The sequence below is a fragment of the Nioella sp. MMSF_3534 genome, from assembly GCF_030732985.1.
Classification (GTDB): domain Bacteria; phylum Pseudomonadota; class Alphaproteobacteria; order Rhodobacterales; family Rhodobacteraceae; genus Nioella.
In genome coordinates, this window is record NZ_JASHJX010000023.1 from 37,726 (window position 1) to 57,653 (window position 19,928).

General features: G+C 59.5%; 20 protein-coding genes and 2 tRNA genes. 8 read left to right on the forward strand and 14 right to left on the reverse strand.

What is annotated here, in order from left to right; genetic code table 11:
• Positions 1-2: 2 nt before the first annotated feature.
• Both trpD and RBB16_RS11210 read right to left on the reverse strand, forming a co-directional pair.
• Positions 3-1,019, reverse strand: coding sequence for an anthranilate phosphoribosyltransferase (gene trpD, locus RBB16_RS11205; RefSeq protein ID WP_306046257.1), 1,017 nt, complete (start codon positions 1,017-1,019; stop codon positions 3-5).
• Positions 1,016-1,612, reverse strand: a complete 597-nt coding sequence (locus RBB16_RS11210) for an aminodeoxychorismate/anthranilate synthase component II (RefSeq protein WP_306046258.1) — start codon at positions 1,610-1,612, stop codon at positions 1,016-1,018. Before RBB16_RS11210 ends, trpD begins: the two co-directional genes overlap by 4 nt.
• 176 nt (positions 1,613-1,788) lie before the next feature.
• Between RBB16_RS11210 and RBB16_RS11215 the strand changes: the two genes are divergently transcribed.
• Positions 1,789-3,114: a divergent polysaccharide deacetylase family protein gene (locus RBB16_RS11215; RefSeq protein WP_306046259.1), complete on the forward strand. Its 1,326-nt coding sequence runs from the start codon at positions 1,789-1,791 to the stop codon at positions 3,112-3,114.
• A gap of 91 nt (positions 3,115-3,205) precedes the next feature.
• Here RBB16_RS11215 and rpsI read toward each other — a convergent pair whose 3' ends face one another.
• Positions 3,206-3,700, reverse strand: coding sequence for a 30S ribosomal protein S9 (rpsI, locus tag RBB16_RS11220; RefSeq protein ID WP_071691650.1), 495 nt, complete (start codon positions 3,698-3,700; stop codon positions 3,206-3,208).
• Positions 3,701-3,704: 4 nt separating this feature from the next.
• A complete protein-coding gene (gene rplM, locus RBB16_RS11225) occupies positions 3,705-4,163 on the reverse strand; it encodes a 50S ribosomal protein L13 (protein ID WP_306046260.1) in 459 nt (152 codons plus the stop codon).
• Between the two features lie 721 nt (positions 4,164-4,884).
• Between rplM and RBB16_RS11230 the strand changes: the two genes are divergently transcribed.
• The 3 genes from RBB16_RS11230 (at position 4,885) to RBB16_RS11235 (ending at position 7,756) form a co-directional block, all read left to right on the forward strand.
• Positions 4,885-6,030, forward strand: coding sequence for a site-specific integrase (locus RBB16_RS11230; protein WP_306046261.1), 1,146 nt, complete (start codon positions 4,885-4,887; stop codon positions 6,028-6,030).
• A 235-nt stretch (positions 6,031-6,265) separates the two neighbouring features.
• Positions 6,266-6,445 carry a helix-turn-helix transcriptional regulator gene (locus RBB16_RS20680; RefSeq protein WP_371931238.1) on the forward strand — a complete coding sequence of 60 codons (180 nt, stop codon included), beginning with the start codon at positions 6,266-6,268 and terminating at the stop codon, positions 6,443-6,445.
• A gap of 141 nt (positions 6,446-6,586) precedes the next feature.
• On the forward strand, positions 6,587-7,756 hold the full coding sequence (locus tag RBB16_RS11235) for a hypothetical protein (RefSeq protein ID WP_306046262.1): 1,170 nt from the start codon (positions 6,587-6,589) through the stop codon (positions 7,754-7,756).
• Between the two features lie 197 nt (positions 7,757-7,953).
• Here the strand turns inward: RBB16_RS11235 and RBB16_RS11240 are convergent, their stop codons facing one another.
• The 4 genes from RBB16_RS11240 to RBB16_RS11255 all read right to left on the reverse strand — a co-directional run bounded on the left by RBB16_RS11240 (position 7,954) and on the right by RBB16_RS11255 (position 11,702).
• Entirely contained in the window at positions 7,954-8,451 is a 498-nt protein-coding gene (locus tag RBB16_RS11240; protein ID WP_306046263.1) for a hypothetical protein, read from the reverse strand.
• Between the two features lie 200 nt (positions 8,452-8,651).
• Positions 8,652-10,316 (reverse strand): AIPR family protein, encoded by a 1,665-nt coding sequence (locus RBB16_RS11245; RefSeq protein ID WP_306046264.1) that lies wholly within the window; start codon positions 10,314-10,316, stop codon positions 8,652-8,654.
• A 362-nt stretch (positions 10,317-10,678) separates the two neighbouring features.
• Positions 10,679-10,753, reverse strand: a tRNA-Asn gene (locus RBB16_RS11250).
• A gap of 70 nt (positions 10,754-10,823) precedes the next feature.
• Positions 10,824-11,702 (reverse strand): MBL fold metallo-hydrolase, encoded by an 879-nt coding sequence (locus RBB16_RS11255; protein ID WP_306046265.1) that lies wholly within the window; start codon positions 11,700-11,702, stop codon positions 10,824-10,826.
• Between the two features lie 40 nt (positions 11,703-11,742).
• Between RBB16_RS11255 and RBB16_RS11260 the strand changes: the two genes are divergently transcribed.
• A complete protein-coding gene (locus tag RBB16_RS11260; RefSeq protein ID WP_306046266.1) occupies positions 11,743-13,059 on the forward strand; it encodes an ATP-binding protein in 1,317 nt (438 codons plus the stop codon).
• Between the two features lie 11 nt (positions 13,060-13,070).
• Here RBB16_RS11260 and RBB16_RS11265 read toward each other — a convergent pair.
• Together RBB16_RS11265 and RBB16_RS11270 are read right to left on the reverse strand one after the other, a co-directional pair.
• A tRNA-Ile gene (locus tag RBB16_RS11265) sits at positions 13,071-13,147 on the reverse strand.
• 88 nt (positions 13,148-13,235) lie between these two features.
• Complete coding sequence (locus RBB16_RS11270; protein WP_306046267.1) at positions 13,236-14,129, reverse strand: Hint domain-containing protein; 894 nt, start codon at positions 14,127-14,129, stop codon at positions 13,236-13,238.
• Between the two features lie 298 nt (positions 14,130-14,427).
• Between RBB16_RS11270 and RBB16_RS11275 the strand changes: the two genes are divergently transcribed.
• Positions 14,428-14,763: a hypothetical protein gene (locus tag RBB16_RS11275; RefSeq protein WP_306046268.1), complete on the forward strand. Its 336-nt coding sequence runs from the start codon at positions 14,428-14,430 to the stop codon at positions 14,761-14,763.
• A gap of 3 nt (positions 14,764-14,766) precedes the next feature.
• Here RBB16_RS11275 and RBB16_RS11280 read toward each other — a convergent pair whose 3' ends face one another.
• The 4 genes from RBB16_RS11280 to RBB16_RS11295 form a co-directional block, all read right to left on the reverse strand.
• Entirely contained in the window at positions 14,767-15,267 is a 501-nt protein-coding gene (locus RBB16_RS11280) for a GNAT family N-acetyltransferase (protein ID WP_306046269.1), read from the reverse strand.
• A gap of 78 nt (positions 15,268-15,345) precedes the next feature.
• Positions 15,346-15,795 (reverse strand): hypothetical protein, encoded by a 450-nt coding sequence (locus RBB16_RS11285; RefSeq protein WP_306046270.1) that lies wholly within the window; start codon positions 15,793-15,795, stop codon positions 15,346-15,348.
• A gap of 72 nt (positions 15,796-15,867) precedes the next feature.
• Positions 15,868-16,395 carry a phage tail protein gene (locus RBB16_RS11290; RefSeq protein WP_306046271.1) on the reverse strand — a complete coding sequence of 176 codons (528 nt, stop codon included), beginning with the start codon at positions 16,393-16,395 and terminating at the stop codon, positions 15,868-15,870.
• A 255-nt stretch (positions 16,396-16,650) separates the two neighbouring features.
• Positions 16,651-17,532, reverse strand: coding sequence for a Hint domain-containing protein (locus tag RBB16_RS11295; RefSeq protein WP_306046272.1), 882 nt, complete (start codon positions 17,530-17,532; stop codon positions 16,651-16,653).
• Between the two features lie 586 nt (positions 17,533-18,118).
• Between RBB16_RS11295 and purM the strand changes: the two genes are divergently transcribed.
• Positions 18,119-19,165 (forward strand): phosphoribosylformylglycinamidine cyclo-ligase, encoded by a 1,047-nt coding sequence (gene purM / locus RBB16_RS11300; RefSeq protein ID WP_306046273.1) that lies wholly within the window; start codon positions 18,119-18,121, stop codon positions 19,163-19,165.
• On the forward strand, positions 19,162-19,755 hold the full coding sequence (gene purN, locus RBB16_RS11305; RefSeq protein ID WP_306046274.1) for a phosphoribosylglycinamide formyltransferase: 594 nt from the start codon (positions 19,162-19,164) through the stop codon (positions 19,753-19,755). The genes purM and purN overlap by 4 nt, the downstream gene beginning before the upstream one ends.
• The last annotated feature ends 173 nt before the right edge of the window (positions 19,756-19,928 follow it).

Sequence of the window (19,928 nt, forward strand, 5' to 3'; positions counted from 1 at the left end):
CCTCAGGCCGCCGACGTGACCCTGGCCAGTGTTTCCACCGCCTTCAGCGCGGCACCGGAATCGATGCTTTCAGCCGCTTTCTGGACACCATCGGACAACCCGCCGACCACGCCCGCCACCAGCAGCGCCGCCGCCGCGTTCAGCAGGACCGCATCGCGATAGGCCCCGCCATCACCGGACAAAAGCGCCCGGAACGCCACGCCGTTCTCCTCTGGCGTGCCGCCGAGGATCGCCTCGAAAGGATGCACGGGCAGGCCTGCATCGGCGGGGGTGATCTCGAACTCCTCGATCTTGCCGTCCTTCAGCGCCGCCACGGCGGACGGACCCGCAATCGACAGCTCATCGGTGCCGTCCGAGCCATGGACCAGCCAAGCGGCCTCGGACCCCAGAGCGGCCAGAACCTCGGCCATGGGGCGGATGAGCCAGGGGGCAAAGGCCCCGGTCAGCTGGCGCTTGACGCCCGCAGGGTTGGTCAATGGCCCCAGCACGTTGAACAGCGTTCGTGTGCCAAGCTGCTGCCGGGTCGGCATCACATGGGCAATCGCCGGGTGATGCATCGGCGCCATCATGAAGCCGATCCCGGCCTCTTTCAGCGCCTGTTCCACCACCGGCGCACCGACCATCACATTGACGCCCATCTGGCCAAGCGCATCCGCCGCCCCGGACTTGGAACTGAGGTTCCGGTTGCCATGCTTGGCCACCGGCACGCCTGCCCCCGCCACGACAAAGGCCGTCGCGGTCGAGATGTTCAGCGTGCCCTTGCCGTCGCCGCCGGTGCCGACGATATCCATAGCGCCCTCGGGCGCGCGCACGGCCACGCATTTGCCGCGCATCACCTTGGCGGCGGCGGCGATTTCCTCGACGGTCTCTCCCCGCACGCGCATCGCCATCAGCATCGCACCGATCTGGGCATCCGTCGCCTCGCCGTCGAAGAGCAGGCCGAACGCCGTCTCGGCCTCCTCCGCCGACAGGCTGCGCTCGGCCACGGCGGCGATCAGGGGTTTCATCTGGTCGCTCATGCCGGTTCCTCCTGCAACGCGCCGGGCACTGTCTGCAGGAAGCTCCTCAGCATCGCATGCCCATGTTCGGAGCGGATGCTTTCGGGATGGAACTGCACGCCTTCAATCGGCAATTCCTTGTGGCGCAGGCCCATGATCGTACCATCCTCAAGCCAGGCGGTCACCTCCAGGCAGTCGGGCAGGCTTTCACGCTCCACGACCAGCGAATGATACCGCGTGCCCAGAAGCGGCGAGGGCAGGCCCGAGAAGACGCCTTGGCCCGCGTGATGGATTTCCCCCATCTTGCCATGCACGATCTCGTGGCAGCGCACCACCTTGCCGCCAAAGGCCTCGCCAATGGTCTGATGCCCCAGGCAAACACCCAGAAGCGGCGTGCCGGTTTCGGCGGCGGCAGCGGTCAGCGACAGGCAAATCCCCGCCTGCGCCGGATCGCAGGGGCCGGGGCTCAGCACGATCCCGGCGGGGTTGAGCGCCATCGCCTGCTGCACATCCAGCGCATCGTTGCGCACCACATGCGGCACGCATCCCAGCTCGCCCAGGTAATGGACCAGGTTGTAGGTGAAACTGTCGTAATTATCTATGAGCAGCAGCATGCCCGTGGGTCCTCGTCGCAAAAAGGGGTGCGCCTTGCCCGCGCGCCGGGTTATACATGCGCAGGGCCGCGGGGCATGGTCAACCCATGCACCCAAAGAACGGCCACTGGCTGGGGCTATTTGGATGTGAAGCGTTCCGTTCGGGGCGCAGGACATGTATCGAGAGGGTGAAAGACATGGGCAGAGGTCTGATTTCAGGTCTGATCTGGGGTGCGTTCATCGCCATCATCGGGGCGGCGCTGTTGTCGCTCGGGCTGCCATTGCCCGATCGTCCGCAGCAGGGCCAACCCACGCCGCAGCAGGTGTCGGAACAGCCGGCCGTCGTGGAACAACCGACCGAAACGCCAGATGCCATGCCAGAGGCCGCGCCGGTGGAAGCGGACGCGCCCGATGCTGCCCCGGCGACCGGGCAGGGCACCGCATCGCAGCCTGTCTCGGAAATCCCGCTGCCCGCAGGGTCCGAGTTCAACCGCCCGCCAGAGGAAACCGCCGCCGCCCTGCCGGGGATCGACACCGCCCCCGCCGGTGCGCCGCAGGCCATCACTGCCCTGCCCACGCCGACCGGGCCAAGCCTGCCCGACACCGCCCCCGCCCCGCAGCCCGAGGCAATGGACAGCCTTCAGGCCCCCTCCGCCGCGCCGACGCTCGGCACCCCGGTGGCGTCGCCCTCGGCCACGCTCGACCCCTCGCCGCCGGTGGCAGAGGAACAGCCCGCGCCGCTTGGCCTGCCGCAGATCGAGACCGGCCCCGAGGCACAGACAGAAACAGCCCCGCTTGGCCGCCCTCTCCAGCCCGTCGAAACGGGCGACGCAGCCGAGCCCGATGCGCCCCGCAGGGCCATCGACGCCTTCGCCACCCCCTTCGACGCCGAGGAATCCCGCCCCTTGATGGCGGTGATCCTGATCGACGATCCCTCGTTTCCGCTTGGCCGCGACGCGCTGACCCGATTTGATTTCCCCGTCGCCTTCGCCATCGACCCGCGCCGCCCCGATGCCGCCGAGGCCGCCGCCACCTATCGCGCCGCCGGGTTCGAAGTGCTGCTTCTGGCCGAGATCTTTACCGAAGACACCGGGCCTGCGCAGGCGGAAGAGGTGCTGACGCGCGGATTTGACCGGCTGCCGGAAGCGGTGGCTGTGCTCGATACCTCAGAGGGGGCGATCCAGGGGCGGCGCGCCTTGCTCGATGGGGTTGTCGAGGTGTTGGCAGAGACCGGCCACGGGCTGGTGGCCTATCCGCGCGGGCTGAATGCCGCCGAACAGACGGCGACCCGCGCCGCAGTTCCGGCAGCCACGCTGTTCCGCGAGATCGACAGCGAGCGCGAACGCGCCACGGTCATCACCCGCTATCTCGACCGCGCCGCTTTTGCCGCCGGGCAGGAAGGGGGCGTGATCGTCGTGGGGCATACCTATTCCGACACGGTGACGGCGCTGTTTTCATGGGCACTTGGCAGCCGGTCCGAGGCGGTGGCGTTGGCCCCGGTCTCGGCGGTGCTGACGCGCTGACAGGGCAGGTTCTGCAAAGCCGATGCGCACGAAAAAAAAGGGCTGCAAAACATGCAGCCCTTTCGAATGGTCTTGATGGCCTTCCGCGCAATCAGCGCTTGGAGAACTGGAAACTCCGGCGGGCCTTGCGGCGGCCGAATTTCTTGCGTTCCACGACGCGGCTGTCACGGGTCAGGAAGCCAGCCGCTTTCAGCGCGCCGCGCAGGGACGGCTCGTAGCGCTGCAGCGCCACCGAGATGCCGTGCTTGACCGCACCGGCCTGACCGGACAGGCCGCCGCCCTTGACGGTGGCCATCACGTCGAACTGATCTTCACGACCGGCGACGGTGAAGGGCTGGCGCAGGATCATCTGCAGCACCGGACGGGCGAAATAGGCGCTCATTTCCTTGCCGTTCACGGTGACCTTGCCGGACCCCGGCTTGATCCACACGCGGGCGACAGCGTCTTTCCGCTTGCCGGTGGCATAGGAACGGCCAAGCGCATCGCGCTGCGGTTCACGAGGGGTTTCGAGGTCGATCGCGGGGGTGGCAGCGTCGCCACCGGCCACGGCCTGCAGCTCTTCGAGCGAGGTAATGGTTTCAGCCATGGTATCAGCTCCGCGTGTTCTTGGAGTTCATGGATTTCACATCCAGCACGGTGGGCTCCTGCGCCTCATGCGGATGTGCGGCACCGGCGTAAACGCGCAGGTTGGTCATCTGCTTGCGGCTCAGCGGGCCGCCGGGCAGCATGCGCTTGACGGCCTGCATGACCACGCGTTCGGGGTACTTGCCTTCCAGGATCTGGCCAGTGGTGCGGGACTTGATGCCGCCCGGGTGCCCGGTGTGCCAGTAGTTGGGTTTGTTGCGCTTGTTGCCCGTCAGCTGGATCTTGTCAGCGTTGATGACGATCACGTTGTCACCCATGTCCATGTGGGGGGTGAAGGACGCCTTGTGCTTGCCGCGCAGGCGCATGGCGATGATCGAGGCGAGACGGCCCAGAACAACGCCCTCGGCGTCGATCAGGATCCATTTCTTGTCGATATCCGCCGGGGTAGCGGTAAAGGTTTTCATCTGTCTTTTCCTTGCGGGGCCGGGGCCGATGCGACCCTCGGATCATCTCAAGAACGAACGAGGGGCGATGGCCCCCCGTCGGATGGGCGTGTTCTAACGATTTCCGGGGGCGGGTCAACAGCTAGTTTCAATTCCGGATTTGATTTTATAGTTTAAAAGCAGGTGCTTAATGCTGGGGTATTATTTTACCCCAAATGAGTGCCGGTCAATTTGGCTGATGTTGCCCGCCGATCTCTCTGGTCGTGCAATTCAGCTTGGCGGGAAGCTGCCTGAGCCTGGGTCGCAAGTGAGGGCGACCGAGCAACTCGACGGCTCCGCGCCCGGCGCTCTTGCCCAAGCCGAAACCCAGGATGACGAACACCAGACCCGCAGACTCTCGCCACGTACAAGGGACCAAAGGGGGGCAGGTCAGCTGGAAATTCGTGACCATGCGCCCACAAGCGCCAAACACCCAATGATCCACCTCGCTGAGGTGTCTCGTAAATCTCTGATCTACTTGGGATTTTTGGCTCCGGCGGTAGGGATCGAACCTACGACCAATTGATTAACAGCCGGGGTTTGATGGCTTGCTATGTAACTGGAAAATCTGAGAGAATTTCTGTATCATACTGAAAAGAAAGAAATTTCTGGACAGGCTCGGACACGGAGAGACATTCAGATGCCAAAGGATAGCCAAGATTCGGTTTACATAGAGATGACATGTAGACCTGAGCGCGACCAAGTGAAAATCACTCAGGCGCTCCTTGACGGTCTCACGCCACCAGAAACCGGGTACAAGCTGGTGCAGGATAGCTATCTGCCGGGCTTCGGTGTTCGGATCACGTCGAAGGGCGTCAAGAGCTTCATCCTGAACTATCGGATCGCGGGTCGCTTGCGCCGCTACACCATCGGGCGCGCGGGTGATTGGACAGTCGTCGCGGCGCGGAAACGAGCATCAGAACTTCGCCGGATGATTGATGTTGGGATCGATCCAATGGCGGAAAAGCAAGAAGCCCGGGAAGCCCCGAACGTGCGCGATCTGTTCGACCGCTACTGCCGCGACCATCTTCCCAAGAAGCGCACCTCAAGTCAGGTGGTCGATATCCAGATGTTCCAGAAATTCATCTTGCCGTCGCTCGGCGCGATGAAGGTTGCCGATCTGACGTTCGACCATTGCGACGCGCTGCATCGGAAGGTTTCAAAGCGAACACCAATTCAAGCCAACCGTGTTATCGGACTGCTTCGCAAAGCCTGCAATCTTGCGATCCGCTGGCGTTGGATTGACCGCAATCCGGCGCAAGGTATCGCGCTCAATCCTGAGAATAAGCGGGAACGCTACCTGACGGCGGACGAGCTCGACCGGCTTAACACTACAATGGCCGATCACCCCAAACAGACATCCTGCGATATTGTCCGTTTCTTGATCCTGACTGGGTGTCGTTCTGGCGAAGCGATGCGGGCGAGATGGGATCAATTCGACGCCGATCTGCGCGTGTGGACAAAACCTGCTGCGACGACCAAGCAAAAGAAACTTCACCGTGTGCCGGTTTCTGAAGCGGTAACGGCCCTTCTTCTGCGCCGCCGTGACTTGGCAACCTCGGAATGGGTTTTCCCCTCTCACACCGGAGAGCCGTTTGTGACCATTAAGAAGACCTGGGCGAGCTTGTGCGAGAAAGCTGAGATTGAAGACGTGCGGCTTCACGATCTGCGGCACACCTTTGCCAGTCTGCTCGTGTCCAGCGGTGCGAGTCTTCCCTTGATCGGGGCAATGTTGGGCCACACGCAGACGAATACCACTGCGAGATACGCACACCTTTTCGATGATACGCTGTCCGATGCTGCCGAAACGGTCTCTCGGTTGGTCAATGTCGGACAAATGCGGACATAGTCCAATTCAATAGTGATTGCCCTTGATTCCCGATTGTTTTTTGGGAATGCTGTAGTCGCTGACTTCGCCACAGTGTGGCCGCAGTTACGTCCAAAAACGAAATAGACATCGCAAGCATCATATCTCGCGACACCCGCGCATAAGACCTGCCATTCGGCAGGCCGTCCGGCTGTTTCACTTTCTTGGACACTGCAAAACGGTTTTCCGCATGACTGATAATTCTGGTTTTCGTCGCATGACGAAAGCTCAAGCCGCAGAGTATCTCGGCATGAGCGAACGCACCCTTCAAAGACGCCATTCCGAAGGCGTTGGACCACCTCGAGTTAAGATCGGTGGCAAAATCTTCTACTTCGAAGAAAGCCTTATTCGCTGGCTCAAAGCGCAAGAGAAAGAGCCAGTGAGACTCAAGTGCTAATCCGGACAGCCGTCCACGCGCGCGCTGCGCTGCCTTCAGGTAGCGAGCGCGGCGCGCGGGTGGGCGGGTGGCCGAACGCCACGCGGCAAAGGGGGGTCTTTGTAGCACCCCCCTCTAGAAATACATGAATGGGTGAAAGTTATGAATTTGGAAGTTATTCGGTCGGGTTTCGACAAGCTGGAACTCTCACTGAACGTTGTCGTTCCAGAAGAGCTCTGCGAGCACTTGGCATCAGCCAAAGCAGAGGCAGAAGAGTTGGCAAAGCGGAACCAGAAGGCGAAATGTGGCACCCTGTACAATGGGGAGGATCTGATCGTCCGACCAAACGGCGCGGCTGGCGGCTACGCTTATTCCGTCGAGACGTCCAATCTTGAGGCCAACTGGTTCCTTAGAAAAAGCACTTCCGCTTCTGGCTGGGGAGTCCGTGTCGCTGTCAGAGCGATGCCGCTGGTATTGAACGGCATCGCTTGGGTGAAGGACGAGTTGGAGAAGACAGCGGACGCGTTTGGTCTGAGCATCCCCCCGAACGGCGTAAGCATCTCGAGGATCGACTACGCGGTTGACTGCCTCGCGCCCGGATTCAGTTTCAACCCAAATCAGTTTGTCGTGCATTCAGCATCAAACACGACACGGCACATGCAACCCGAAGAAATGGACGTGTCGGGTAAGTGCTGGAAGGCCAGTTCAATGCGAGTTGGTGGGATCACCAACAAACAAATCGGCATCTACGACAAGTTGCAGGAAGTTAAGCAGAAGCGAAAATTCGACATGTTCGAAATCTGGGACGCCGCTCGTCACGCACAGGGCGCACGCCCGCTTGTTTATCGCGGGGAAGCCACTGATGAAATCTGGCGGGTAGAGCTGCGCGCCGGAAAAGACTACCTCAAGGGCCGTTGGGACGTAACCGGTTGGGGAAGCCTGTTCGATCAGATCACCGACATACTTGGCGGCATACTGAAAACCATGCGCTACACGGTGCCCGTGCGGGACACCAACAGATCCCGCTGGGATAATCATCCGCTTTGGAACATGGTCGCTGAAGAGGTAGAACAAAACGCTCTTCGCCATGTGCCATCGGTTAGCCGGGAAAGACTTGTCGAAGTGAGATTGGCTGACAAGCTTCAGTGGTTCGAGACCAACATGCTCGGAAACGCGATCTCTCACGCGGCGTTGAGCGGAAAACACGGAGATCAGGTTGAGTGTCACCTTGAAGAGCTGGCGCAAAAACTGAAGCAACAGAATCGGGATCACCGTGTGCCCGCGGATGTACGGATGGAAGCGGTTAGGCGACGCTACCCCGGATTGGTTTGAAATGATGAAGTGTGAACGGCAGTGAAGCAAACGGCCCACACCAGCCATTGGGTAGGGCCGCAGAATGCTGCTGCGCGGCCCGCCGAACCGGTCCTTGGTGGATCGTGCAACATTTTCGAAATGCGAACGTCGGCAGCGCGGGATAAAGTGATCTTTATCGAGTTGGTGTTGTAAATGGACAGCAATATGCGGCAAAGTTAGTGCGTTAGGACAAGTAACGCAGCCACGATTGCGACAATCATGTTCAGAGCTGGCCAGAGAAAGTAGAAATCAACTTTTGAAGACCACTTGTTTATGAAACCAAACCGCTTTGCCTTGTCAGATGATACTTTGAAGGTGAGATCGAACTCCTTTTCAAAGCCGGAATCCTTGACGGCTTGCTGATAAAACAATCCAGCAGCGTTGTTGTAGTACATATGCACAGTGCCAATCTTTTGATTCACAAAGGTAAATGAAATTCCTAGCATCATAATTGCCCCAGAAACCAACCACGGGTTTAGCGTTGTTGAAAATCGGAAGAAGAGCCCAACTAAAAGCGTCGCAACAGTAATGTTGCTTACGACAAAGCTAAGCCTAATTGCACTGTAGTGGATTGCGGCGCGTTGGGCATGGTCAGCCAACTTCACGCAGTTGTCAGTTCGAGAGTTCAAGCGACGCTTAAGTTTGAGTTCTTCTTCATCGTTGTGTTCAGGCATTGGGATCTCCAGTTTTCTTCAAGCAAAGCGCATTTTTGAGAGAGTCTAGAGCGACATAGTGGGCTCACTAGCGACCTTGCGGCGGCACGGCACGCGGGTCGTGGCCTTGTTGGCCCTTGCGTGGCCAACTGAATGCCTGGTGCCAGCCTAAAGCAGACATGACAATGTTTCGTGGCTCTATGAGCGACCAATCTCCACGATCAACCAAGCTTCTCGCCAAAACCAATGGCCTTTCCTTTGTGGTATTCCTTCTCATATGACTGAAGTAGAAGCGCTGTAAGGGACTTGATTTCAGTTGTGCTCTTCAATTCGCGCTTGTAGTCGAATGCATGGTCCTTGGCCCTGAGTTCGTAGTTCAGATCGACGATCAAGTCGATTAGAAGCTCGGGAATCTTCTCCAAGACCTTTTTGCGATCATCAGTGGAGTTTAACTTATCGGTGTTTGCCAAAAACTCACGGCCTTCAGGAAATTTTCTGATAATTTGCCCCAAAACGCTTAGCAAAAAGTATCGTGTAAGAGAGTAATTTGCCATCGCCTTGTTTTCCAATTTTTCAAGGGCTTCACTGACTAGTTTCTGCAACTCATGAGTAAAAATTATCCGGCCAAAGGTTACTTCGTGCCTACCAAAAATTTCCGCGTAACGATCGTCAAAAACTTTTCCAATCTGATGACACAAGTTACTTTCATGAAGATCAAAAGCTAGTAGCTCCCGCCCAGCAAGCTCATTGGAAATCGCTATCTTATTCTCGTCAGTCTCCTGTCCCCGCTTTATAACAAAGACGTATTCGTCTTGTTTGCTTTCAAACTCGGCTCGCAGTCGCAGCATAAGGTCATGGTTGGACCTAAGGTCCCTAGGCTTAATTGAGTTTTGGTTGTTGCTATTGATGGTGATTTTTCGAGAAAGCTCGCTAGACTTTAGAGCGACGACCTTAACGAAAACCCTGAGATCTGGAGTGAGGTTTGCACTATTTTTGTAGAAAGTTGATATGCTTTGCGCACCGTTTACCACTACATAATTTGAAACTGTTAGGGTCTCGTCTTCATGTATCGCATTCTGACAGATGAGAGTTATCCCATTGTGGTAAAGTGCAAAGTTCTTGTGCTCATCTTTGTCTGCGACGGACTTGGATATAGACCTATTGACTGCAGTGTTGCCCAAGGAATATCGGACATTCTGGCTGAAAAGGACCCCGTCATGGATGCCACTTAGCTTGACTAATTGCATTGCGGAAACGGGGAGAAGAAATACTTCTGTCTCTGCGTCAATGTGTAGGTTGACGACTCCTGCATAGCTGGTGTCGAATGAAAAATTACCATCAACGCCTTCGTCGGCATCAAAGTCGACAAAACTCTCCGCAATGTCAGAAGCACAGAATATCGAGATATTTTCAATTACTTTCTCAATTTCGAGCGTATTGTCATCGCGCTCACTGTTGCAAAGAAAAATTCCCTTGACCGAGTAGCCTTTCTCGATCAGTCCTGCAACATTGTTGCGAGTTAGTATCCGTTTTAAATCATCATTGGCCTGACCGAGTAAAATAATCTCGATCTTTTCGCTTGTTTCAAACTGTTGCAGTGATCCCAAAAACTCCTTAATGACCTTATCGCCCAGAGTTCGATTCGCCTTTTGGGATATCTTTGCCTGAAAAAACAAAATTTCCGAGGCGTTATCATCCACGTATATGCCGTCAATCCCCTTATCGTTCTCCTTGTCGCAGATGCAATCATCGGCTGTGGTCTCGTCCAACCGGTAAATATTCTCCAAAAACCAATTCAAAAAATTTGCTGATTCAGTGCGCCCTTTTGGTGAATACCGGGACAGGATGGGTAGGAGGGCGGCGTACTCTAGTTCTTCTGATTTCAACGTCTTGCTCTCGATAGTGACAACCTAGATTTCAGCCTCGGCTCTTCTTCTGAATTGGTCAAGGGTCTACGGTGGTTGATCCCACGGTTTGATGGTGCGATCTATTCGTCGGAATGGAAGGAAGCACTATGGGAAAAATTCGTCACAGCTGCGCCACGACCACGCACGCCAAGCATAGGTAGAAAATTGGAGAAGCGGCGCCCAGTCCGTGCACTGAAGTTGACCTCGGAACGGCAAGCCTATCGTGAAACTGTGACAGAGTCGGACGGTTTGTCGCAGCGTACAAGAGGTCTACATACCCCTAGAGCTGCGAGCACGCTTACGAAATGGCAGTGTTATCTACCTGATATTTAAGTGATAATTGGCTCCGGCGGTAGGGATCGAACCTACGACCAATTGATTAACAGTCAACTGCTCTACCGCTGAGCTACGCCGGAACTGGGGGGGATATAGCAATCTCGTTTTCGGGCGTCCAGAGGGTTTGCGGGAAAAAAATGGAAGAAATCCTCATGCGGTGTGAAAGTGGGCGGATATGGCGAGGTTTGGATGTGCGGTGGCCATATTTCTTTCAACTAGATCAATGAGATGCGCCAGAACGTTGCGTTCGGCGACCGGCGCGAGGCGTGTGTCGAGATCCGTGTAGATGCGGGCGGTCAGTTCGGCAGGGGTGGCCGGGCCCGATTGCAGCGCCGTCAGAATCTGCGCCTCGCGTCCGGCCCGGTGATCCAGCAGCTCCCGGCAGCGCAGGGCCGGATCCCGAACGGCCTCGCCATGGGCAGGGTAGTAGAGCCGGTCACCGCGCGCGGCCAGACGGGTCAGCGAGCCGCGAAAGGCGGTGAGGTCGCCATCGGGGGGCGAGATCAGCGAGGTGGACCATCCCATGACCAGATCGCCGGAGAAGAGGGCTCCGGTCCAGGCGAAAGACAGGTGATTGGCCATGTGGCCCGGCGTGGACACAACCTCGATCTGCCAGCCATCGCCGGCAATCACCTCGCCATCCATGACCATCCGGTCAGGGGCGAACGCCCGGTCGACCCCTTCGCCACCGCCGATCCCGCCCGCATCGGCCAGTTTCTGCATGGCGGGCGAGCGGCCCCAGTCACTGGGCCCTGCGGCCAGAACCGGTGACCCCGTGACCTCGGACAGGGGGCGGGCGAGGGGGGAATGATCGAGATGCGAATGGGTGACGAGGATGTGGCTGATCCGCTGTTCCGGCCCGAGGGCATCGAGGATCCTGTGCAGGTGGCTCTCGATCGCGGGGCCCGGGTCGATCACCGCGATGTCCCGTTCCCCCACCAGAAAGGTGTTGGTGCCATGCAGGGTCATGGGCGAGGGGTTCGGGGCGGTGATCCGGCGCAGGCCGGGTTCCAACAGGGTTGCGGTCATATCTCTTTCCTCTGCCCCGGTCGCGGGGTTAGATGGGGCCATGCAATGGGACTGGCTCAAACAATTTTTGCCGCGGGGGCTTTATGGCCGGGCCGCGCTGATCCTTGTGGTGCCCATCGTGTCATTGCAGCTTGTCGTGTCGGTGGCCTTCCTGCAACGCCATTTCGAGGATGTCACCTGGCAACTGACCTCGGCGCTTGGGCACGACCTGCGGCTGGTGTCGGACCATTTGCAGGCGGACGGGGCCGAGGCCGCCATGGCGGTGGCTGCACGGCTGGATCTGGCGCGGAGCGACGCGGCCGCACCGGACTGGGTTTCCGAAGCCGATGTATCGCGCCGTTGGTATGACCTGTCGGGGCGCGTCGTGATCACGACCCTGCAGGGGATGGTGCCGGAGATCGTCTGGATCGACCTTGCGCGCAACGACCGGCGGGTTTTCCTGGCATTGGGGCGCGGGCAGGAAACCTTGACGCTGGAGATCGACCGGCGGCGCGTGTCGGCCTCCAACCCGCATCAGCTGTTCGTCATCATGATCCTGACAGGCATTCTGATGACTGCCGTGGCCTTTGTCTTCCTGCGCAACCAGGTGCGGCCGATCCGGCGGTTGGCGCGGGTGGCAGAGGCCTTCGGCAAGGGCAGGGTCGCGCCATACAAGCCCTCGGGCGCGCTGGAAGTGCGGGCCGCTGGCCGCGCCTTTCTGGACATGCGGGCGCGGATCGAGCGGCAGATCGAACAGCGGACCATGATGCTGTCGGGGGTCAGCCATGACCTGCGCACGCCGTTGACCCGGTTGAAACTGGGTCTGTCCATGCTGGACTCGGGGCCGGAGACCGACGACCTGCTGCGCGATGTCGAAGAGATGGAGTCCCTGCTGACCGCGTTTCTGGATTTCGCCCGGGCCGATGCGCTGGATGATCCGGAAAGCGTCGACATCCTGGCCCTTGCGCGCAAAGTCGTCGATGATGCGATCCGCATGGGCGGGCAGGTAGAGCTCGTGCTGCCTGAAGCGGCCCCAGAGGTCGCCCTGCGTCCCGGCGCGGTCAAGCGGGCCCTGTCGAATCTTCTGGTCAACGCGCTGCGCTATGGCAGCCACGCAAAGCTGACGCTGACGGTTCTGGATCGGGCGGTGCGCTTTAGCGTGGAGGATGACGGGCCAGGCATTGCCCCCGAGGATCGGGACCGCGCCATTCGTCCCTTTGCCCGGCTGGACGAGGCACGCAACCAGAACCGTGGGGGGGGCGTCGGGCTGGGTCTGGCCATCGCCAATGACATCGCCCGCAGTCATGGCGGCACCATGCGCCTGTCGCGTTCCGAAGAGATGGGCGGGCTGCGTGTCGATCTGGTGCTGGCGCGGTGAAGGCGGTGTTTTGGTAGGCCCGGCAGGACTTGAACCCGCAACCAAAGCGTTATGAGCGCTCTGCTCTAACCAATTGAGCTACAGGCCCGCCGAGGCGAGGAAATATCAGGATGAAGGGCGGGGTCAAGCCCGTCGCGGGGGCCGATCAGGCCCTCGCATCCGATCGTGGGGTTCGGTCAGGCGACTTTCGACGCGCCGAGCAAACGCGCGATATGCGCGGGCACCTGCCGGGCGCTCATGGCACGGGGGTAGGGCAGTTCTTCCATTTCCGGCACATCGCCATAGAGCGCCTCGAATTCGGCGTAGTTGTCGAACACCCGGCGGCTCACGTTGTCGATGAAGGTTTCAGCCGGGGCACCGTTTGCGAGGATGATCTCATGCGCCTCGGTCTCAACGTGGTAGACGGTGTAGCTCTCGCCCATCTCCTCCATCGGAACACGGGTAATAGTGGTGCCGTTCACGAGCGCCCCTGCATGGCAGATCACGCCATCGACCAGCATGCCGTGATCGGCGGTGACCGTCAGGTCGGACACAGGCAATCCCTCGCCAAGCGACCCGGCGGCAAAGCGCACGGGGGCCACACGTTCAGCGGGTTTGAACATGGTCTTGATCGTCTGCCGCCCGATCCATTTGACGGCGACCTCTGCGCCATCAGCGTTCAGAACCGTGTCGCCGATGGACAGGGTTTCAACGGCCACATCCCCGGTAGGGGTTGCGACGGCGGTGCCGGTAAGAAAGCAGGCTGTGAAGTCGGCGGTGTTGAGAGCCGCGTCAATTGCTGCGAAATCCGCGTAGTCCAAAAGGCCCTGTGCGTGATCGGTCGCATTGTCATAAAGAACTGTGTAATCGTTCGAACCGTTCAGAAAAACTGGAAATTCCTTACCATTTACAGTGACGGTGCCCGCATAGGTTCCGGGAGGAATGACAACAAAAGCACCGCCATCAGTCAGCGTCTCGCCAAGGGTCCAAATTTCATCACCGGAGTCCGTAACGGTCCCGGAAAGCCAGCTGTCGGTTCTTCCGCCGGTATCGCCATAGATCGTCGAATGGGTTGCAACATAGGCTGGCATCTCTAATCCTCGTTATTTCTGACTGTGACCGCCGAGGATACCCCAAGCTGTCACTCGTATTCGATTATGGACCCAAAGGGTTATTTCCAGCTTTCATTTCTAGATTGTTTTTGTGTGTGGGTCCACAGGATTAAGCGGGGAAGGCTGGACACGCGCAGTTGGTCGCCGTAAATGATTTGCAGGGTTCATTACTACTATCGCCGATGACAATCAAAATGCGATCAGTTTTTATCTAACCTTGACCTTTGCGGCGGTTTTCAGATCAATAGGATCCTCCTGATCCGTTTGAAAGCCCGATATGTCCATCGATTTGATCACAGCAACTCATGAAACCTTTGAACCTTTTGTGGCTCAGAATTTCACCGTCACAACCGACGCTGGCGACATCGAATTGCTGCTGGACAATGTGAAGATTTTTCATGGCTCCATGATACGTGATAATGAACTGGTCATTGATGGTGTGCTCTACCCCCCGCGCAAGGCGTTTGCCCTGACATGGGAAGGCCCGCGTGACGCGCTGCTTGCTTCGGGAATGCACCATGTTGCGCATCCGGAGCTGGGACAGCTGGACCTGTTCATCAAGCCGTTTCGGCAGGATCACGACTGCATTCTCTACGAGACGGTTTTCAACTGATCCTCAGAGCTCTCTGGGTCCGGTCTGCGGCATCCATTCCATCGCGATATGGTGGCCCGCATCCGACACCGCGCGAAAGCCGTGGCGGAGATAGAGGTTGAGCGCCGGGCTGTGCTTTTCCACATGCAGACGCACCGGAACCTTGCCGCCATGGGCCTCGTTCATCAGGCTGCGCAGAAGATCGGTGCCGATCCCGCGTCCGCGCGCGTCCGGGATCAGCGAAAGCTCGATGATGCGCAGGCAGTCATCCTGCCGGTCGAGGTAAAGCCGCCCGATATCGCGCCCGTCGATCTGGATGATCCGCCTGATCGCATTCGGGAATGCCCGCTGGTAATGCAGATCCTGAGCGGCAAACTGCCCTTGCAGGAAGTCCCGCCAGTCTGCTTCGGTCCAGCTGGTCTGCTGAAATTCCCAGTTGCGCGTGGAGGCATAGAGATCGAAGAGAAAGGCCCGGTCAGCGTCCTCGATTATGCGAAAGCCGATCTTGCCACGCGTCAGCTGCATCGGGATTGCCCTTTTGATTTCAAAGTTAAGGCCCGCCGCACTATGTGAGGCAGGCCATATGTTCGCTGCTGCAAGGCGTCAGCTCAGGGTCAGTTCCAGCAAGTCTGACCCGTCACGCGTGTGCACCGGGCCAAGGAACAGGTCCGCACTGCCCAGATGCATATGGCTGATGCGCCGGGTCATGTGGCCGGTCTCGACGAGCGGGGCCTTGTCGGGGCTGTCGAATACGGCACTCACCGCTTCGGCACGGGGCAGATCGGCGGGCGCATCGGGGCCGAAGGGCCTGGCCTCGACATCGATCAAGTGCAGAATGGTCACCGTTCCGTCAGGTGAGGTGACCCGAAACCGATCGCCGACAAAGCGTTGCAGATCGGCGGCGGTTGCCGTTCTCCAGTCGACGGGGTCGGTGGCGGCTGGTTCAGGCGAGGGGCGGGCCAATGACGCGGATGGCAGCGCAGCCGCGGCGGCCGCCACAGCGGCCTGGCTTGCCAGATAACCCCGGCGGCTGAGCTTGGTGTCGGATGTCATGGCATTCTCCTATCAGAACGAAGAGCAGGGGGGTGGTTGCCGCAGGGGATGCAGCGACCACTTTTCGATGGCCTAGCTGCGCGACGGGAAGATCCCCTGAAGCGCGATCTCGTAGTTCAGGACAAGATAGGGCTGCAGATTGTTGACAGGAAGGTTGCCACCGACATTGCTGGACCTGATGGCATTGGTGGCCAACTGCGTATCCTCGGAAGCGTCCACGGCGGCATAGATATTCGTGAGTGACAGCATATTGCCGGACGGGCTGGGAGAGCCGGGAGGATTCAATTCGGCGTGCAATGTGGGAGAATGGTTATGAGACGGGAGTTCCGCAACGGTCAGCGTATTTGTTTCAGATCCGCCATGTTGACCCATCGTGCGCGCACTCAGACCCGGCCCGTGCCCACGCCCCATGGCAACCCGGCCCCGCAGGTCGGGCAGCCCGAATGTTGTCCGACCGTCGCCGCCATACATGGTGCCAAGCAAGGAAAACAGCGCAGAGTTGGAGGATATCGGCAAAAGCTGCCCGTCGCAAAACGCAAAACCCCGTTGCGCAAAGTTGTATCCGACCAGATAAATCTGACCCAAATATGGTTCTGCCATGATGCTTTCCTTATGGTCTGAGCCCGGGAATCGGGCATTAAATCGATCCCTCCGACAAGCACCGCAGTTTTATTGTGTCGGAACTTTTATTTAGATCATCGGGATATTTGGAGAATGTCTCTGGCCTGTTCATTTAGTCAAGACATTTGTTAATTCTGGTATGAATCAAATGGTTTTCCCTGTAAATAATTGCTGGCGGGTGGGCAAAAAAAAGAGGGCCTTGAAGGCCCTCTTCTTGTGAAAATGAAATTGAAATCAGGCTATTGCCTTTCGCGCACCGTGTTGAAGCCTCGCCCGAATCCGGGCGGGAACCTGCCTTGCGGACATGGCGCGCGGGTAGGGCAGTTCGTGCATTTCGGGAACGAACCCGTAAAGCGCTTCGAACTCCGCGTAGTTATCGAAGGCCCTTCGGGACACATTGTCGATAAAGGTCTCGGCAGGGGTGCCATTGGCGAGGATGATTGCATGCTCCTCGGTCTCGATATGGTAGACCGTATAACGCTCAGCCAGGTCTGACAGCGCAACGCGGGTGATGCTGTCTCCGTTCACCAACGCACCTGCGTGGCAAATCACACCATCCACGAGCATCCCGTGATCGGCGGTCACGGTCAGATCGGCATTTGGCAGGCCATCGCCAAGCGACCCTGCGGCAAACCGCACCGGCAGCAGGCGTTCGGCGGGTCCGAAGCGCGGGGCAACGGTCTGGCGGCCGATCCACTTGACCGGAAGGTGGTGTCCATCCGCAGAGATCACCAGATCTCCGATCGAAAGGTCTTCCACCGATCGTGTCCCATCCGGCGTGTCGATCCGGGTTCCTTCGTGAAAGCACACCAACAGCGGGTCCGTGGTGATGTTGGCAATCACGATCGAGGCGGGGGGCGTTGCCGACGCATCGCCGCTGAACAGCATGTAGTCCCCGCCGGATTCCTGAAGAACACCCCAAACAGTCGTGCCGTCGTCATATGTGCCAAAATAGGTGAAGCTGTCGCCCCCGCCTCCCGGGGAATGCACGACCGCTTCGCCGTTGGTGAACGTGCCGCTGACTTCCGTCAGCTGTGTCACGTTGTAGTTTGGATTGGCTGAGTTCCCGGTCGTGCCGTCATAGCGGTCTCTGACTACTACTGTGTATGTGGCCATGTGCTTTGCTACCCATCAATAAAACTGGGCCAAACGGAGATTGGGAGGGCAATAATGCCCTGGGTCCCATGCTTGTAAAAAAGAGTCTCGCCGTTGGCTGATTCCGTGCAAATACGGTTTTGCATAAATGTTAACGAAAGTTAACAGAAAGATTTTCAATCTGGGGTTGAGTAGCGCAAATAGGCGGGAAGTGGCCTGTCCGCCCCGGTACAAGATGCTGAAACCCCAAGGCATAGCGGCCTTGGGATCGATCAGGTGAGACGCTTCACTGAAGAACAAGACCCCCTTCAGACAGGTTGCAGAACAGGGCTTATTCCCCAAAAAAGGGTGTCCGGTTTCCCGCTCGGTCAGGGGGCGCAGTCCATGTTCAGCGGCGCCCTGATACGGCGCCTGATACAATGTGGCCCCTGCCGCGCGGACACCGCGCAGGGATCGGGCAGCTCCACCACCGCGGCCGCGCTTCCGTGGCGCGCTTCCAACGCGGTGAAATCGTCGAACGCCCTCAACGGCGCTGCCCGCGTCACGCTGGCAATGGACTCGTCCCGTGGCCCCTGCTAGCAGGGCGCCAAGTTTGAAGGAGCGGGCCATGACGGACGGAAAACAGGGGCTGACCTACGCTGAGGCGGGTGTCGATATCGACGCGGGGAATGAGCTGGTGGAGCGGATCAAGCCCGCTGCCAAGGCCACCGCGCGGCCTGGCGTGATGTCGGGGCTTGGCGGGTTCGGGGCGCTGTTTGACCTCAGGGCCGCTGGCTATGACGACCCGGTTCTCGTGGCCGCGACGGATGGGGTGGGCACCAAGCTGAAGATCGCCATCGACACCGGCGTTTTCGACACGATCGGGATCGACCTGGTGGCCATGTGCGTGAACGACCTCGTGTGTCAGGGGGCCGAGCCGCTCTTTTTCCTCGACTACTTTGCAACCGGCAAGCTGGACGTGGCAGACGCCGCCACGATCATCGAGGGCATTGCCGAGGGCTGCAAACGCTCGGGCTGCGCGCTGATCGGGGGCGAGACCGCGGAAATGCCGGGTATGTACGCGCCGGGGGATTTCGATCTGGCGGGCTTCGCCGTTGGCGCGATGGAACGGGGCGCGTCGCTGCCGGATGGCGTGGCTGAGGGCGATGTGCTGCTCGGGCTTGGCTCGGACGGGGTCCATTCCAACGGCTATTCGCTGGTGCGCCGGATCGTGGACCGGTCGGGCCTGGCCTGGGACGCAGCATCGCCATTCGGGGGCGAGAGCCTTGGCCGGGAATTGCTGGCCCCGACGCGGCTTTACGTGACGCAGGCACTGGCCGCCGTGCGGGCGGGCGGCGTTCATGCGCTGGCCCATATCACCGGCGGCGGGCTGACCGAGAACCTGCCGCGCGTTCTGCCCGAGGGCATGGGGGCCGAGATCGACCTCGGGTCCTGGGCGCTTCCTCCGGTGTTCAAATGGCTGATGTCCGAGGGCGGGCTCGATGAGGCCGAGATGCTGAAGACCTTCAATTCCGGCATCGGCATGGTGGTGGTCGTGGCCGCCGACCGGTCCGAGGATCTGGCGGCGCTGCTGGAGGCCGAGGGCGAGAGCGTCGCGCGGCTTGGGCATGTGGTTGCGGGCGAGGGCATCCGCTATAGCGGCACCCTGACGTGACGCGTCGGGTCGCGATCTTCATTTCGGGGGGCGGGTCCAACATGGTTTCGCTTGTCGAAAGCATGACGGGCGATCACCCCGCGCGGCCCTGTCTCGTGATCTCCAACCTGCCGGATGCGGGCGGGCTCGCCAAGGCCAGTGCCATGGGCGTGCCCACGGCCGTTGTGGATCATCGGCCCTTCAAGGGCGACCGCGCCGCGTTCGAGGCGGAGCTGGCACAGGTGGTCGATGCCGCGCGGCCCGATATCCTTTGCCTTGCTGGGTTCATGCGGGTGCTGACTGGGGGGTTCGTGGGCCGCTACCAGGGCAGGATGCTGAACATTCATCCCTCATTGTTGCCCAAATACCGGGGTCTTCACACCCATGCCCGCGCGCTGGAAGCCGGGGATGCGGAACATGGCTGCACCGTCCACGAGGTGACGCCGGAACTGGACGATGGCCCGATCCTCGGGCAGGCGCGGGTGCCGGTATTGGCGGATGACACGCCTGAAACCCTCGCCGCGCGGGTGCTGGTCGAGGAACACCGGCTCTATCCCGCCGTACTGCGCCGTTTCGCAGCGGGGGACCGAACCCCGATCCTGCTGCCCTGAGCGGTTTCACCGCGCATCGCGCGCCGACCCGGGAGCGGCCCTTCTCAACCCCCGGCTGACGCCGGAGGCCTCGGCGGGCCGCGTTGCCACGGAACTCTGGGGATGCCGGTTTGTCCGATTTGACCCTTGGACCGGTGGAGGGGGCAGACTGCCTCCGGCGGAGGTATTTGGTG

What these genes read in the sequence shown, in the direction of transcription:
- RBB16_RS11235 (WP_306046262.1), top strand. Translation starts at nt 6,587, where the DNA reads ATGAATTTGGAAGTTATTCGGTCGGGTTTCGACAAGCTGGAACTCTCA.
- RBB16_RS11275 (WP_306046268.1), top strand. Translation starts at nt 14,428, where the DNA reads ATGTCCATCGATTTGATCACAGCAACTCATGAAACCTTTGAACCTTTT.
- RBB16_RS11260 (WP_306046266.1), top strand. Translation starts at nt 11,743, where the DNA reads ATGCAATGGGACTGGCTCAAACAATTTTTGCCGCGGGGGCTTTATGGC.
- RBB16_RS20680 (WP_371931238.1), top strand. Translation starts at nt 6,266, where the DNA reads ATGACGAAAGCTCAAGCCGCAGAGTATCTCGGCATGAGCGAACGCACC.
- rpsI (WP_071691650.1), bottom strand. Translation starts at nt 3,700, where the DNA reads ATGGCTGAAACCATTACCTCGCTCGAAGAGCTGCAGGCCGTGGCCGGT.
- RBB16_RS11215 (WP_306046259.1), top strand. Translation starts at nt 1,789, where the DNA reads ATGGGCAGAGGTCTGATTTCAGGTCTGATCTGGGGTGCGTTCATCGCC.
- RBB16_RS11290 (WP_306046271.1), bottom strand. Translation starts at nt 16,395, where the DNA reads ATGGCAGAACCATATTTGGGTCAGATTTATCTGGTCGGATACAACTTT.
- RBB16_RS11280 (WP_306046269.1), bottom strand. Translation starts at nt 15,267, where the DNA reads ATGCAGCTGACGCGTGGCAAGATCGGCTTTCGCATAATCGAGGACGCT.
- RBB16_RS11270 (WP_306046267.1), bottom strand. Translation starts at nt 14,129, where the DNA reads ATGCCAGCCTATGTTGCAACCCATTCGACGATCTATGGCGATACCGGC.
- rplM (WP_306046260.1), bottom strand. Translation starts at nt 4,163, where the DNA reads ATGAAAACCTTTACCGCTACCCCGGCGGATATCGACAAGAAATGGATC.
- RBB16_RS11210 (WP_306046258.1), bottom strand. Translation starts at nt 1,612, where the DNA reads ATGCTGCTGCTCATAGATAATTACGACAGTTTCACCTACAACCTGGTC.
- RBB16_RS11255 (WP_306046265.1), bottom strand. Translation starts at nt 11,702, where the DNA reads ATGACCGCAACCCTGTTGGAACCCGGCCTGCGCCGGATCACCGCCCCG.
- trpD (WP_306046257.1), bottom strand. Translation starts at nt 1,019, where the DNA reads ATGAGCGACCAGATGAAACCCCTGATCGCCGCCGTGGCCGAGCGCAGC.
- RBB16_RS11240 (WP_306046263.1), bottom strand. Translation starts at nt 8,451, where the DNA reads ATGCCTGAACACAACGATGAAGAAGAACTCAAACTTAAGCGTCGCTTG.
- purM (WP_306046273.1), top strand. Translation starts at nt 18,119, where the DNA reads ATGACGGACGGAAAACAGGGGCTGACCTACGCTGAGGCGGGTGTCGAT.
- RBB16_RS11295 (WP_306046272.1), bottom strand. Translation starts at nt 17,532, where the DNA reads ATGGCCACATACACAGTAGTAGTCAGAGACCGCTATGACGGCACGACC.
- RBB16_RS11285 (WP_306046270.1), bottom strand. Translation starts at nt 15,795, where the DNA reads ATGACATCCGACACCAAGCTCAGCCGCCGGGGTTATCTGGCAAGCCAG.